The sequence below is a fragment of the Eggerthella sp. AM16-19 genome, assembly GCF_003474385.1.
Lineage (GTDB): Bacteria > Actinomycetota > Coriobacteriia > Coriobacteriales > Eggerthellaceae > Senegalimassilia.
In genome coordinates, this window is sequence record NZ_QUCY01000001.1 from 137874 (window position 1) to 153520 (window position 15647).

Sequence of the window (15647 nt, forward strand, 5' to 3'; positions counted from 1 at the left end):
AGGTGCCAAGCGGCACCTCAATCCTATTTTTCGGTACAATTTACAGGAAACCATACTGTAAGCACGCGCAAGGGAGTTTCAAGCATGATCTGTCCTTCTTGCCACACGGAAAATCGCGATGGCGCGAAGTTCTGCGACGAGTGCGGGGCCAAGCTGCCCCGTGCCGCCTTCGAGCAGATCGAAGGCGCGGTACCTGCCCAAGCGTTGAGTATCATCGACAATGAAGAACCCACCGAAGACGAAGCCGTTCCCGATATGCACGAAGCTGACGCCGAAAACGCTGAAGCGGCAGATGGCGGTCAGGATGGCGAAGACGTCGATTGCGGGGCTGTTGTGCAGCTCGACGACGCGCTAGCGTCAGACGAGGACGCTGATGACGCAAGCGACATGGCATGCAGTAACGAAGAGACAGCAGCCGGGGATGCCGACGATGCCGACAGCTCCGATATCGCAATGCAAGATGACTCTCAGCCTCAGCAAGACGTAACCGAAAGCTCCGCGGAGGCCGAACAGGACGCGGCGAATCAGTTTGACGGAAGCCATGGCGACGCCGAAGATGTCGCGCATCAGCGCACGCACGTGCTCGATCTTCCCGATATCCGCAACCTTGCCTTTGAGTCCGAGAAAACCCAAACGCTCGGCCCCAAGCCTGCTTCGCCGGCGATCAAGTCGGGTTGGGAGCCTGACTTGTCCGGCTTCGACGAGTTCCTCGTGTATCCCGGGTATGTGCCCCCTAAGGCCGCATGGCATTCAGGCGACACTATGCAGATGCCGCGCATCACCGATGCCGACCTGTCGCAGCAAAAGGATTTCATCGCGCCCGATCCCAACAAGAAGAAGCGCGACCGTAAGAAGAAGAAGAAAGCCGAGAAGGCCAAGGCTTGCGAGTCCCAACAGCACAACCAGGAGAACTCCAAGCAAACTCAGCCACCTGCTGCTAAGCTTGAGAAGGAGCATCCTAAGCACGCCGAAAAGGAAACCAAGCCTGTCGTTTCCGAAACGAAGTCGAAAGACGACAAGAAGCCGGAATCGAAGAGCAAGCGGCTTCCCGGGTCGAAGATCGCCGCCATCGTGGCGCTGGTGGTGGTCCTAGCTGCAGGCGTAGCCGGAGGCGTCACGTATCAGATGGAGCTATGGGGCGGGAAGATCGTTCCCGACGTCACAGGCATGACGCAGGCCGATGCTACATATATGTTGCAGAACAAGGGCTTCGCGGTCCGCTCCACAACCGTTCCCTCCGATTCCACCGAGGGCCTTGTCCTGCTCATGGACCCGGGCGCTGGAGCACGCCAGCAGGAGGGCGCCGAGGTCGTCATCCACGTGTCCACTTCTCGCACGGTTCCCAAGGTGGTCGGTTCCAGCCAGGACAGCGCATTGAAGGCCCTTTCGGACAACGGGTTCGAAAACGTCGATGTGCAGCTTGAGCGTTCTGACGAGCCGGAGGGCACCGTCCTTTCCGTCAGCCCGGAGGAGGGGGAGAAGGCGAAGGCCTCCACCAGCATCACGCTCAAGGTGGCGCAGGCTTATACCGTGCCCGACGTTTCAGGCATGAGCTATAACCAGGCCGTGCAGGCGATCAAGGACGCTGGGCTGTCTTCTACGGCGGTATATGTGTATAGCGAAACCGCAAGCGAAGGGGCCATCATGGGCGTCGAGCCCGCTGCAGGCTCGAAGGTCCCCTCCGACACGGTCGTCGTCGTCTCGCTTGCGAAGTCCCGCGCCAGCGAGCTGACCGCTGCCGCGCGCTCGTATCTTACCTCGACCACGCTGACTGCTTCAGATGGGTCGTCGTTTACCGTGTCCTCGGTCGATAGCGTCTCCTATCAGGGTAACGACACGGTTGCCTTCACCGCATCGGGCAAGGCTTCAAAGTCGGTATCGGTTCTGGGGCAGACCATATCGGTCGCGGGGAATTCGAAACAGGTATCGGGTACCATAACCTTCGACTCCTCGAACAATGTCGCGTCGGTATCGTTCAAATAACTCGTGGCGCAAAGCACCTACAACGCCCGCGTGCTCGTGCTGCGAAAGACCAAGTTGGGGGAGTCGGATCTTATCCTGTCCCTGCTTGCGCAGGATGGCTCGCAGATTCGGGCAGTTGCGAAAGGAGCCCGAAAACCTACCAGCCAGTTCAGCTCCCGGCTGGAGCTGTATTCGCAGGCGGATGTGCTCTTGGCCCAAGGGCGTTCGCTCGATATCGTCAAGGAAGCGCGTTTGGTCGCCGGCAATGCCGCGCTGCGTGAAAGCATGGAGCTTGCCGCCTGCGCGGCTCCCATTGTCGAGCTGCTCGATCGCATCACGCAGCCCGGTCTCGAGGTCCCGAAGCTGTTCCCGCTCACGCAAACGGCCCTCGATGTGCTTGCCTCGGCTGATTCCGCGCATGGGCCCGCCATTTGCGCAGCCTGGTTGCTCAAGGCGTTCGCGTTCCTGGGCATCCGCCCTTCGCTGGCTCGCTGCTGCGTTTGCGGCGAGCCTTTGGCCTGCGAAGTGGGGAGCTCGGTCCATCGAACCATAGCGTTCTCCGCAAGCGAGGGCGGTGTGGTGTGCGATGCATGCCGCGTCTCCGACGTTGCCGGCCTTGCCCCGGAAACGCTTTCCTGGGCAAGCGCGCTGCTGGGGATGCGCTTTTCGGATATCGCTTCAATCCAGGTCGATCAGTCGTGCGTCTTCGATGCGCTTCGCCTATGTCAAACCTGGGCGCAAGTGCACGCCTCCATTCGCTTGAAGTCGCTCAATTTCCTATTCTCCTGCGGATTGTTTTAGGTGCTTGTCCCCCATAGGGGCTAGCCCGTCTGCCGCTATGGCATACTGTCGCCATCCAAGAGAGAGGAAACGAATATGTACACCTATCGAACCAAGGGCGTATGCTCGCGAGAGATCCACGTCGATCTCGACGGCGACACCATCAAGCACGTGGATTTCGTCGGCGGCTGTGACGGCAACCTCAAGGCCATCGGCAAGCTGGTCAACGGCAAGAACATCGACGATGTCGCGGCCGTGCTCGAGGGCAACACCTGCGGTCGCCGTTCCACTAGCTGTGCCGACCAACTTGTCCGCGCACTGCGCGAGGCCCGTCAAGCGCAATAAGCGCAGGTAGGTGATATGTGCGCAAGCTGTGCAGGTGGGTCCGTTGCACTTGCGCGCAAGCGGCCGGTCATCGTATTCTAGACAAGTTGCCATATCGGCAGCCACTTTCAGCTTGGTCCCCATCCAACATGGATCCCAGCGGAAAGCAAGTAGAGCGCAGCGATAGCTGCACGGAAGGCGGGCAAGGCCCGCAGGAAAGGTGGAGTTAGCATGCCTAGCAAACTCAGCATCACGAAAGAGCGCACCGCAGAGCTGGTCGCGGAGTTCGGCGCCAACGAGCATGACACCGGCAACCCGGACGTGCAGGTCGCCATCCTGTCCGAGCGTATCCGCAACCTCACCGAGCACCTGAAGACCCACAAGAAGGACAACCATTCCCGCCGTGGCCTGATGATGCTCATCGGTAAGCGTCGTGGTCTGCTCAAGTACATCAAGGAGCGCGACATCGAGCGTTACCGTGCCCTCATCAAGAAGCTCGGCATCCGCGACAACATCTAGTCAACGAAAGCCCGCGCAGCCTTGCGCGGGCTTTTGCATAGCGGTCGGGTGCGCAAGGGCGTGCCTGCTCGCGGCAAGCGGGAAACGTGAGTACCCCTGGCCGAAGAAGCTTGCCCGCACTACGGCGGTCAAGGAATAGAGAAGGAAAGAACACCACATGGAAAAGATCGTCGAGTCCTTCGAGCTGTACGGCAAGACCTACCGCTTCGAAACGGGCGAGCTGGCCAAGCAGGCTACCGGCGCTGTCCTGGTCACGCAGGGCGAGACCACCGTGCTCGTCACGGCCGTCATCTCCAAAGAGGAGAAGAACTACGACTTCTTCCCGCTGACCGTCGACTTCATGGAGAAGATGTACTCCGTTGGCCGCATCCCCGGCGGCTACCTCAAGCGTGAGGCGCGTCCGTCTGAGAAGGGCACGCTGACCGCCCGCATGATCGACCGTCCCATCCGCCCCGGCTTCGTCGACGGCTTCAAGCGCGAGGTGCACATCGTTGCCACCACGCTCGTGTGCGACGGCAAGAACGCTCCCGACTGCATTTGCGTCGGCGGCGCTTCGGCGGCCCTTATGATCGGCAGCGCCCCGTTCGACGGCCCTGCGGCTTGCGTGCGCATCGCCCATAATCCCGAGACCGACGAGTTCATCGTGAACCCCACCTACGAGGAGCAGGAAACCTCCGACCTCGAGCTCACCATCGCCGGTACCGCCGATTACATCTCCATGGTCGAGGCCGGCGCCAACGAGGTTTCCGAGGATCTTATGCTGCGCGCCATGGATTTCGGCCAGCAGGCCATCGCGAAGTTCTGCGAGGCCCAGCAGCGCTTCCTCGATCGTTGCGACATCACCCCGGTCGAGTGGCCCATCCACGTCGCTGATCCGTCCATCGATGAGCGCATCTCCCCGTTCTTCGACGAGATGTCCCAGGCTCTGAGCGATGCCGACAAGCAGGCTCGCATGGGCAAGGTCGAAGAGCTTAAGGCCCGCATCAAGGAGGAGTCCTTCAACGAGGAGGAGCTTTCCGCTTGGGGCTCCGACATTGCCGCCGCCTTGAAGGCCCTTGAGAAGAAGGCCATGCGCGCCATGGTCATCGAGACCGGCGAGCGCGCCGACGGCCGCCGTGCCGACGAGATCCGCCCCCTGCACATCGTGCCCGGCTATTTGCCTCGCGTCCACGGCTCCGGCCTGTTCCAGCGCGGTCAGACCCAGGCGCTTTCCATTGCCACGCTCGGCATGCTCAACGAGTGGCAGCGTCTTGACACCATCGACCCGGCCGAGGGCAAGCGCTATATGCACCAGTACAACTTCCCGCCGTACTGCACCGGTGAAACGGGCCGTATGGGCGCTCCGAAGCGCCGCGAAGTTGGCCACGGTGCGCTTGCCGAGCGCGCCCTGCTTCCGGTGATTCCCTCCGAGGACGAGTTCCCCTACGCCATCCGCGTGGTTTCCGAGATCCTGGAGTCCAACGGCTCGTCTTCCATGGCTTCCACCTGCGGTTCCACGCTGGCGCTGATGGATGCGGGCGTGCCCATCAAGGCCCCGGTCTCCGGCATCGCCATGGGTCTTATCAAGGAAGGCGACGACATCGTCATCCTCTCCGACATCCAGGGCATCGAGGACTTCCTCGGTGATATGGACTTCAAGGTCTGCGGTACCGAGAAGGGCATCACCGCTTTGCAGATGGACAACAAGGCCAAGGGCCTGTCCACCGAGATCCTCGGCCGTGCGCTCAAGCAGGCCCACGAAGGCCGTGCGCACATCCTGAGGGCCATGCTCGCCGAGCTGCCTGAGCCGCGCGCAACGCTGCGCGACACCGCTCCGCGCATCGAGACCATCCATATCCCCGTCGACAAGATCCGCGACGTCATCGGCTCCGGTGGCAAGGTCGTGCGCGGCATCCAGGATGAAACCGGCGCGCAGATCGACATCCAGGAGGATGGCACCATCCATATCGCCGCCATAGAGGGCCCGGCCGGCGAAGCTGCCAAGGCCATGATCCTCGGCATCGTGAAAGAGCCCGAGGTCGGTGAGATCTTCGAAGGCGAGGTCGTCGGCATCAAGGACTTCGGCGCCTTCGTCAAGCTCACCCCCGGCAAGGACGGCCTGCTGCACATCTCCCGTGTGGCCAACGGCCGCGTCGGCTCGGTCGAGGATGTGCTGCAGCTCGGCGATACCGTCAAGGTTCAGGTCCTCGAGATCGACCCCAAGACGGGCAAGATCTCGCTCGATCGCCTGGACAAGCCTGAGGCTCCCGAAGGCAGCGCCCCCGCTCCGCGTGAGCATCGCGGTCATGACCGTCACGAACGCCACGAGGGAGGCAAGCGTGAAGGCGGCCAGCGCGACGTGCGCCCGGGTCGTGCCAACCGCACCCCTCGTCGCCGTCACGAGTCCCAATAAGCTGTATATAAGATAGCTAGCGATGGCGGCCGCCTCAGGCCGCCATCTTTTCTAAGAAGGAGCTCCAACATGATCAACGTTGCCGTTTCCGGTTTTGCCGGACGTATGGGTTCAGCCGTGGTCGATGCCGTGACCGCAGCCGATGACATGCAGGTGACCTGCGGAATCGACCCGCATGGCTCTTCGAAGGTGTTCGCAGTGTATGAAACGGTCGAACAAGCCGTGCATGCCGGCGGCTTCGATGTGCTCGTCGATTTCACGCAGCCTTCCGTCGTCGAGGGCAACCTGCGCGTCGCCCTTGCGGCGGGCATCGATTGCGTGGTGGGCACCACGGGTCTTGCCAACGACAAGCTCGAGGAGCTTGCCGCCCTCGCCCCTGAGGGAACGTGTCTTTTCTACGCTCCGAACTTCACCACCGGCGCCGTGCTCATGATGCAGTTCGCAAAATCCGCCGCTCCGTTCTTCCCTGAAGCGGAAGTGCTTGAGTTCCACCACTGCAACAAGAAGGATGCCCCCTCCGGAACCGCCGTGCGCACGGCGCAGATCATCTCCGAGGCCCGCGACGGCCGTCAAAGCGCCGCGCCTGGCAAGGAAACCGAGATCGCAGGTTGCGAGGGAGCCCGTGGCGCGTTGGTGGAAGGCGTGCCCGTGCACTCGGTCCGCTCCATGGGCTATGTGGCAAGCCAGGAAGTGGTGTTCGGCTCCATGGGCCAGACCCTTACCATCCGCCACGATTCGTGGGATCGCACTTCGTATATGCCCGGCGTGCTGCTGGGCATCCGAAGCGTCGGCGACCGACAGGGCCTTATCGTCGGCCTTGAGAACTTCATGGAATAGCAGTACGCAAAGCTAGCCCGTTGCCGCTTATGGCGGGAATTACCACCTTGCCGGCAACAATTGTTTCTTGAGCGTGACAATTTAATGACTTCACGGCGCCCCTCGGGGTGCCGTGGCATAATAGGGCGAAGTTGCATTATGCGATTCAGGTGCATGGTGTCGAACCGTGCTTGTACAGAAAGGTGCCAACGATGGGAAATCCTCGTTTCGGCCGCATGATCCCGGCCATGGTCACGCCCATGAAGGACAATCTCGATCTCGATCTCGATCGTGCTCAGGAGCTTGCTGACCGTTTGGTAAAGGGCGGCGCCGACTCCCTTATCATCAACGGCACCACGGGTGAATCTCCCACTGTGTTCTATCCGGACAAGATCGAGCTGTTCAAAGCCGTGGTCGCTGCAGTCGATGGCCGCATCCCGGTTATCGCCAACGTCGGCGATAACTGCACGGCGGATACGGTCGGCTTCGCAAGCGATGTGGCGAAGCTCGGCGTCGACGGCTTCATGTGCGTGGTGCCGTACTACAACAAGCCTCCGCAAGAGGGTTTGTATCAGCATTTCAGCACCATCGCGCGTTCGGTGGAACTGCCGATCATCCTGTACAACATCCCGGGGCGTTGCGCGGTGAACATGACCGCGGAAACCTCGCTGCGTCTCGCGCATGATCTGGATAACGTGGTTGCCATCAAGGAGGCTTCCGGAAGTTTTGAACAGGTGAAAGCCATTGTGGAAGGCGCGCCTGAAGGCTTCTGCGTATACTCCGGCGACGATTCGGCAACCTATGACATTATGAAACTGGGTGGCGTGGGCGTCATCTCCACCATCGGAAACGTTGCTCCTGCTCGAATGAAGGAGATCGTAGAGTTGTGCGCGGCCGGCAAGTGGGAAGAAGCCGCTGCCGCAAACGAACGCCTCATGCCCCTCATGGAAGGGCTGTTCAAGACAGCGAACCCCATCCTGGTAAAAGAAGCACTGAAATTGGCCGGTTTCCCGGTAGGCGGAGTTCGCCTGCCTCTGGTCAATGCCACTGCCGAGCAGTCCGCCGAGCTTGAGCGCACTATGCGCGAGGTTGGCGTCCTGTAGCCAGGATACGCAGCAGGGCCGCTTCAATCCATGCGGCCCTGCTGTATGTTGGCAGTAAGGAAATCAATACATGGATCAAAACGAACAGCGCCCGAAGCGCAACGGTGATGTGCGCCCTGAGAACAGCGGCAAAAGCACGCAGACGGTCAAGCATGTCAAGCTTGACCTTGAGCGTCCTAAGCTCACGAAAGAGGGCAACGCCGATCAGGGCCGTAAGCGTCCGCGCTCTCGCAAGCGCTCCTTCGACTCCTCGAAAAAAGACCGTGGAGCCACGCTGAAGATCATCCCGCTCGGCGGCCTTGACGCCATCGGCAAGAACATGACCGTGTTCGAGTGCAAGGGCGACATGGTGCTCGACGATGCCGGCCTCATGTTTCCCGATGACAATCATCCCGGCGTGGATCTTATCCTTCCGGATTACACCTACGTGCTCCAGCACGCCGATAAGTTGCGCGGCATCGTGATCACGCATGGCCATGAGGACCATACGGGTTCCTTGCCTTATCTTATTAAAGACCTGGATCGTCAGGTGCCCATTTACGGCACGAAGATGACCTTGGGCCTGATCGAAGGCAAGTTCAAGGAGCACCGAATCAAAAACGCCAAGCTTGTGGAAATCAAGCCTGGTGACAAGGTGAACCTGGGCTGCATCACCGCCGAGTTCTTCGCCGTGAACCACTCCATCCCTGGTGCCGTGGGCGTCTTTTTCCGCAGCCCCGCTGGCAACGTGCTGCACACGGGCGACTTCAAGCTTGATCAAACCCCCATCGACGGCGTGCATACCGATTTCGGCGCTCTTGCACGCTTCGCCGAAGAGGGCGTTGACTTGATGATGTCGGATTCCACGAACGCCACCAACCCCAACTTCACGCCCAGCGAGGCCGAAGTCGGCAAGGAGCTTCAGCGCATCATCGCGCAGGCAAAGGGCCGCGTCATCATCGCGTCGTTCGCCAGCCATATCCATCGCCTGCAGCAGATCTGCGATGCCGCCGTGGCAAACGGGCGCAAGGTGGTCGTCACCGGCCGCTCCATGGTGCAGAACACCGATATCGCGCGCAAGCTGGGGTATTTGAAGATCTCCGACCAGGACATCATCGATGCGTACGACCTGAAGGGCATCCCGCCCGAGCAGGTGGTCATCATGTGCACGGGCAGCCAAGGCGAGCCGCTGTCGGCATTGGCCCGTATCGCAGCAGGCGAGCATAAGACCATCGATATGGAAGCGGGAGACACCGTCATCATCTCGGCAACGCCGGTTCCCGGCAACGAAAAGGCCGTCACGAAGGTGGTCAACTCGTTGGCCAAGATCGGCGCCGATGTGTACGACAAGTCTCGCGCCCGCGTGCATGTGTCCGGTCATGCATCGGCAGAGGAACTGAAGATCATGCTGACCATCGTACAGCCCAAGGCGTTCATGCCGGTGCACGGCGAGGCCACGCATCTTCGCGCTCACGCACGTTTGGCTGAAGCCGTTGGCGTTCCTGCTGAAAACGTGTTCATCTGCGAAAACGGTGAGAGCCTGGAGCTGTCCACGAAGGGCGTCAAGCATGGCGAGTTCGTTCAGTCCGGCATCGTTTTGGTCGACGGCCTGTCGGTCGGCGATACTTCCGAGCAGGTGCTCGAAGAGCGCACGGCGCTTTCCGCTCAGGGCTTCGCTGCCATCGCGGCGGCGGTTTCCGGCCGCAAGAAGGCCGTTACCGGCAACGTCCAGGTCGAGATGCACGGCATCACCGGCGGAGACGATGGCTATCTGGTCCAGGAGTGCGAGAAGTGCGTCAAAAACGCGCTGACCCGGGCATTGTCCAAGGGCGCTTCAGGTAAGGAGCTCAAGAAGGCCGCCCGAGACGCTCTGCTGTCCCTGCTTTGGGAGCGCACGAAAACCCGTCCCATGACGGTGGTGAACCTGCTGGACATCTAGCATCGCTGCACACAAGAAACTGTTCACGAGCACCTGCGTTGCATTGCGCGCAGGTGCTCGCTTGCTCGCACAACCGCAGAAACGCGTTAGCACGAAAGGGGAGGGCGTGGCCCGAACTGCTTCGAACAAATCAACCTCATCTAAAAAGGCCGCCGGCAAATCCAAAGCCGCAAGCCCCGCGCAGAAGCGTGCTGCCAAACAGGCGGCCCCGGCGCCTGCTAAGCCGCAGATCTTCGATGAGCGCACCAAGCGCGATATCACCGGCGTTGCCGTGACGCTGCTAGGTATCGTGCTGTTCGTTGCGGCTGTCGTTCCCTCCGATGCGCTCATCACCTCGTTCGTGTCCCAGCTGTTGCATCTGTGCTTGGGCATCGGCGCGTACCTCCTGCCGTTTTTCTTGGTGGCCATCGGGGCAAGTTGCCTTGTGCGCATCGATAAGGAAGGCATCCCCCTGCGCGCATCGGTGGGTTCGGCCATGCTGTTCGTCGCGGTGCTTTCCCTGTTGGCGCTGTTCACGCCTGAAGCTGCCCCTGATGCTACGGACAATCTTTTCTTGGCCGATCAGCTTTCCGCTCGCGGCGGCTATATCGGTGCGGGCGTCGCGTGGTGCGGCCTGACGTTGTTCGGCAAGGTGATATCGGCTATCGTGCTTTTCGGCCTTGCGATTGCCGGGTTGATCGTCATCGGCTTCTCTGTATCCAGCATCGTGGAGAAGCTGCGCGCGCTAGCTGCAGCTCGTGAAGAAGCCGAGGAGCGCGAGCACGGCGTGGTACCGGCACCCGCATTCGCCAGGGTTTCCCGTCCGAAGGCGAAAGCCGTCGATGAACCCGAGCTCGCCGAGCTCGAAACCGCTAAAACCCAAATGCTCAAGCAGCCTTCGGCTTCGAATCGCCGACATGGCAGCGCCGTCGCATCTTCCGATGATGGCGCTTCCCGCGAAGACGCAAGCAAGGCGCCTGAAACCATCACGCGTAAACTGGGCCGCCGTAAGCCTATCGAGCGCGCTGCTGCTCCGACTATGCCGAAAAAGCCCTCGAAAGCCGCTACGCCGGTTGCCACCCCGCGCCCCGAGCAGGGTTTCGAGCTTCCGCCGTTCGATCTTCTTGCCACGTCCACCGATCCCGAAAAGGATCTGGCAACCGATTCGGAGCTGCAGGAAACCGGTGCTTGCCTGCAGGAAACGCTTGAAGACTTCAATATCATGGCCAAAGTGGTGGGCTGGGTTGCAGGTCCGACGGTCACCTTGTTCAAAGTGGATCTTCCGGCAGGTGTGCGCGTAAGCCGCGTTACCGCGCTTGAAGACGATATCGCGCTGGCGCTCGCTGCGCCCGGCGTGCGTATCTTCGCGCCCATTCCCGGTACCAATTACGTCGGCATCGAGGTGCCTAATCGAACCCGCCAGACGGTATTGCTCGGCGACGTCATCAAGGATGCGGCCCCTGGTCCTTTGCAGATCGCCATCGGCAAGGACGTCGAGGGCCACTGCATCGTTTCCGACCTCGCGAAAATGCCCCATCTGCTTATCGGCGGCACCACCGGTTCGGGCAAATCCGTGTCCATCAACGCCATGATCATGTCCATCCTTATGCGGGCAACCCCGTCCGAGGTGCGTTTCATCATGATCGACCCCAAACGCGTCGAGTTCACGCCCTATAACGGCATTCCGCACCTATATGTTCCCGTTGTCACCGAGCCCAAGGAAGCAGCAAGCGCTTTGAGCTGGGGCGTTGCGGAAATGGAACGCCGCTTGAAGGTGTTCTCGAAGGTGGGCGCGCGCAACATCGGCCAGTACAATGCCAAGGTGCAGGCGGCGCAGGCCGAAGCGAAAGCCGCGCAGGAAGCGGGGGGGAATCTGCCCGAAAACGAGCTAGGCGATGAGCTGCCCTATATCGTCATCATCATCGACGAGCTTGCCGACCTCATGATGAACGTCGGCAAGGAGGTGGAGTTCTCCATCAGCCGCATCGCCCAGCTGGCTCGCGCTGCCGGCATCCACTTGATCGTCGCCACCCAGCGTCCTTCGACCAACGTGGTCACGGGCCTCATCAAGGCCAACATCACCAACCGCATCGCCTTCAACGTGGCAAGCGGCATCGACAGCCGCGTCATCTTGGATACACCGGGCGCAGAAAACCTCATCGGCCTCGGCGACCTGCTCCTAAGCAAACCGGAGTATGCAAAGCCTATGCGTATCCAGGGCTGCTACGTGTCCGAAGATGAGATCAATGCGGTTGTGGAGAAGTTGCGCAGTCAGGGCGAGCCAGAGTATCATTCCGAGATCTTATCCACCAATCTAATCACGTTGGGATCATGCCCATCGGATGCCAGCGGCGGCACGTGCGCCGACGATGATCCGCTCATCTGGGAGGCGGCCGAGTTGGTGGTGTCCAGCGGTTTGGGTTCCACGTCCAATATCCAGCGTCGCCTCAAAGTGGGATACTCCCGCGCCGGGCGTATAATGGATATGTTGGAAGATAAGGGCGTCGTCGGTCCTCCGAACGGCAGCAAGCCCAGAGAAGTGCTCGTCGATGCCATGGAGCTTGAAACGCTCAAAGCGTTCGAGCAACATGACGGCGACAATCAATAAGGAGAAGGCATGGGCCAGGTTTCATTCGGCACCGTATTGCGCGAAGCGCGCGAGCGGAAGGGCTACGACGTGCAGTCGGCCGCTCGTCGGCTGCGCATTCGCCCCGACATCCTCCGCGCCCTCGAGAACAATGATTTTTCCCGTTTGCCTGCGCGCGGCTATACACGCAATATGGTGAACGCTTATGCGAAATTGGTTGGGCTCAACCCCGCCGACATCACGCGTATGTATCTCGACGATGCATACGCTTATCAGGTTGGACGCACCCGCGGCGAATCGGATTCGCCGGCGCATGTTTCCGGTCGTAGGTCGGTTTCGCGCGGCGACGGGCGTCATGATGGTCGTGGGCAAGGTTCGCAGCGCTCATCGCGCTATAGCGAAGATCGTTCCGGCGATGGTCGTCATTCGCAGCGTACCCAGCGAGGTCAGCGCCAGGGCGCGCAGCGTATGTCGCGTCGCGAGCAGCAGCCGCAACGAGAATATCGCGAGTCGCTTGCTTCGCGTGCGGCACGTGCAGAGAGCGAAAGCCGTCGTTCCAACCATTTCGGCGGCGCCGTCACCACGCAGTTCACCAATTTCTATTCCGGTTCGCAGAACAATGCCGGTCGAGGAATGCAGGCAAGGCTGCCTTATGTAGCCGTCATCGTGATAATCTTGCTGCTGCTCGTGATCATCGTGGCGCTTGCATTCGGAAACCGCGGTGCGGCCTCCACGCAGGATGTGGCGAAGGTCCCCATTACCGGCGTCACCGACACTTCGGCGGATGGCAGCGGCGTGAGCCAGGACAATTCCAATAACAACAGCAACAGCGGCGATAACGGCAACGATTCGGAATCCAAGGCATCCTCGACGACAACCGTGCCCACGAGCGTGAAGGTGGAGTATAAGCTGGCCAAGGGCCAACAGGCTTACGTCGTCATCACGCAGGATGGGCAGGCGACCGAGCAGATGCTCACCGGGCCGGTGGATGAAACGGTTGACGTCTCCGACACGTGGAGCTTGGCAACCTGGGTTTCCTCCGGATTCACCGTGACCATGGACGGCAAACAGGTCGATTTCACCAGCGATGCGACCACGGGTATGCCCACTGCCACGGTGAACTTCAAGGATTACCTTGCCTCATGGGCGAAAGACCATCCTGATGTGAAGGTCGATGGGCTTGATAGCTCCAGCACCTCGTCGGGCAGCACCGGGTCTACCTCATCGAGTTCGAATTCAACATCAAGCGGTATCTCGTCGCAGTCGGTTACCGGCACGGGTTCGTCCGTCGGTTCCTCGACGACATCGACGGGCACCGGTTCGACCACGACGAGCGGTACCGGGTCTAGCACGACGGGAACCCAAAACTCGTCATCAACGTATTCATCTTATTAGTGGAAAGGCGAACATCATGGCCAAGGAATCTAGCTTCGATGTAGTGTCCACCGTCGACATGCAGGAAATCGACAATGCATATCAGCAAGCGAAGAAAGAGCTGACGCAGCGCTACGACCTGAAAGGCTCCGGCGCCGAGCTGTCGCTCGACAAGCAGAAGAAGACCATCACAGTGGCGGCTCCCGCCGATTTCGTTGCACGCCAGGTCATCGATATCATGGGCAGCAAGCTCATCAAGCGAGGCATCGATCTGGCCGCCGTCAAATGGGGCGACCCCCAAGCGGCAACCGGTCAGAGCGTGCGTCAGACTGCAACCATCGTCGAAGGCATCGACAAGGAAACGGCCGGCAAGATCAACAAGGATATCAAGGCGCAAAAACTTAAGGTGAAGGTCACCATCGAAGGCGATAAGCTGCGTGTTTCCTCCGCCTCCCGTGACGCGCTTCAAGAGGTTATCGCTTTCTTGAAGGGCCAGGATTACGGCCAGCCGCTCCAGTACGTCAACTACCGCTAAGGATTTCCGTGGAAACCGAAAACGTGTTTGAAATCGAGAGCCCTCGCGTCGCGTTCGTCACCATGGGCTGCGCGAAAAACGAGGTAGATACCCAGCGCATGCAATCGCAGCTTACCCGTTGCGGCTTCGCGATCGAACAAGACCCAGAGGCTGCCGATGCCGTGGTGGTGAACACCTGCTCGTTTATCCAAAGCGCTACCGAGGAAAGCCTTGAGACCATCTTCGAAGTTGCCGGTATGCCCAATGTGGCTGCTGGCGCTGCGCTGATCGTCGCCGGCTGCATGCCCGCCCGTTACGGACAGGGTTTGGAATCCGAGCTTTCCGAAGCTTCCGCATTCGTGCCGTGCAGCAAGGAAGACGATATCGTTCAGGTCATCGCACAAGCGCTTGGCATCGATCAGGCGCGCCTTGAGCACATGAAAGCAGCCATGCTCGGAGCCGTGCCCGAGGGTGCGGTCGCCATCAACGGCTCGCGCGCCGTTTCGGCCTATGTGAAGATCTCGGATGGATGCGATCGCTTCTGCTCCTACTGCACCATTCCATACATTCGAGGCAGGTATCACAGTTTCGACTACGAAACCGTTCGTGCGGATGTGGCCAATCGCGTTTCAGAAGGCGTAAAGGAAATCGTTCTCATAGCCCAGGACACAGGGCGATGGGGTCAGGATTTCGAGAATCCCACAAGCCTTGCGTGGCTTGTGGGAACGCTTGCGGATGAATTCGCCGATTCCTGGTTCCGCGTCATGTACATCCAGCCCGAGGGGATTACCGACGAGTTGTTGCATACCGTCGCCGAGCATGGCAACATCTGCTCCTATTTCGATATCCCCCTTCAGCATGTTCAGCCGAGCATCCTGAAGGCCATGCATCGCAAGGGTTCGCGCGAGGAGTACGAGTCGCTGGTGGAGCGCATTCGCCGCATCGTCCCCGAGGTAACGCTGCGCACAACGCTTATCGCGGGCTTTCCCGGGGAAACGGAAGAAGATTTCGACGAGCTTTGCGATTTCGTCGAAGAGGGTTTTTTCGATTACATCGGCGTTTTCGCGTACTCGCGCGAAGAGGGAACCCGCGCATACGATCTGCCCGACCGGGTCGACGACGACGAGAAGGCGTATCGCGCGCAACGGTTGCGCGACCTTGCGGACGATGTTTGCACGCCGCTTGTTGCCGCCCGTGTCGGGAAAACCATGGACGTGCTCATCGAGGGCAGGGAAGAGGACGGCCAGCTGTTCGGTCGCGCAATGTGCCAAGCTCCTGAGGTCGATGGCGTAACCTATGTCGACAACGGTGAACCGGGCAATATCGTCCAAGTCACCATAACCGATACGCTGCTGTACGAAATGGAAGGCGAATAGCCC

12 protein-coding genes are annotated in these 15647 nt (G+C 60.3%); all 12 read left to right on the forward strand.

The features are described from left to right. The first annotated feature begins 84 nt into the window (after positions 1 to 84). Complete coding sequence (locus DW178_RS00700; RefSeq protein WP_118349229.1) at positions 85 to 1983, forward strand: PASTA domain-containing protein; 1899 nt, start codon at positions 85 to 87, stop codon at positions 1981 to 1983. A 3-nt stretch (positions 1984 to 1986) separates the two neighbouring features. Beyond that, positions 1987 to 2763 (forward strand): DNA repair protein RecO, encoded by a 777-nt coding sequence (recO, locus tag DW178_RS00705; protein WP_118349230.1) that lies wholly within the window; start codon positions 1987 to 1989, stop codon positions 2761 to 2763. Between the two features lie 75 nt (positions 2764 to 2838). Then, on the forward strand, positions 2839 to 3087 hold the full coding sequence (locus tag DW178_RS00710; RefSeq protein ID WP_042434154.1) for a TIGR03905 family TSCPD domain-containing protein: 249 nt from the start codon (positions 2839 to 2841) through the stop codon (positions 3085 to 3087). Positions 3088 to 3297: 210 nt separating this feature from the next. Beyond that, on the forward strand, positions 3298 to 3585 hold the full coding sequence (rpsO, locus tag DW178_RS00715) for a 30S ribosomal protein S15 (protein WP_042434157.1): 288 nt from the start codon (positions 3298 to 3300) through the stop codon (positions 3583 to 3585). 157 nt (positions 3586 to 3742) lie between these two features. Further along, complete coding sequence (locus DW178_RS00720; RefSeq protein ID WP_118349231.1) at positions 3743 to 5977, forward strand: polyribonucleotide nucleotidyltransferase; 2235 nt, start codon at positions 3743 to 3745, stop codon at positions 5975 to 5977. A 69-nt stretch (positions 5978 to 6046) separates the two neighbouring features. Next, entirely contained in the window at positions 6047 to 6814 is a 768-nt protein-coding gene (gene dapB, locus DW178_RS00725) for a 4-hydroxy-tetrahydrodipicolinate reductase (RefSeq protein ID WP_118349232.1), read from the forward strand. A 191-nt stretch (positions 6815 to 7005) separates the two neighbouring features. Further along, positions 7006 to 7896 carry a 4-hydroxy-tetrahydrodipicolinate synthase gene (gene dapA / locus DW178_RS00730; RefSeq protein WP_114620793.1) on the forward strand — a complete coding sequence of 297 codons (891 nt, stop codon included), beginning with the start codon at positions 7006 to 7008 and terminating at the stop codon, positions 7894 to 7896. Between the two features lie 70 nt (positions 7897 to 7966). Further along, positions 7967 to 9814 carry a ribonuclease J gene (locus DW178_RS00735; protein WP_118349233.1) on the forward strand — a complete coding sequence of 616 codons (1848 nt, stop codon included), beginning with the start codon at positions 7967 to 7969 and terminating at the stop codon, positions 9812 to 9814. Between the two features lie 106 nt (positions 9815 to 9920). Further along, entirely contained in the window at positions 9921 to 12401 is a 2481-nt protein-coding gene (locus DW178_RS00740) for an FtsK/SpoIIIE family DNA translocase (protein ID WP_118349234.1), read from the forward strand. A gap of 9 nt (positions 12402 to 12410) precedes the next feature. After that, positions 12411 to 13775: a helix-turn-helix domain-containing protein gene (locus DW178_RS00745; protein WP_118349235.1), complete on the forward strand. Its 1365-nt coding sequence runs from the start codon at positions 12411 to 12413 to the stop codon at positions 13773 to 13775. Between the two features lie 16 nt (positions 13776 to 13791). Then, a complete protein-coding gene (locus tag DW178_RS00750; RefSeq protein WP_042434170.1) occupies positions 13792 to 14289 on the forward strand; it encodes a YajQ family cyclic di-GMP-binding protein in 498 nt (165 codons plus the stop codon). 8 nt (positions 14290 to 14297) lie between these two features. Further along, on the forward strand, positions 14298 to 15644 hold the full coding sequence (gene rimO / locus DW178_RS00755) for a 30S ribosomal protein S12 methylthiotransferase RimO (protein WP_118349236.1): 1347 nt from the start codon (positions 14298 to 14300) through the stop codon (positions 15642 to 15644). Positions 15645 to 15647 lie beyond the last annotated feature (3 nt).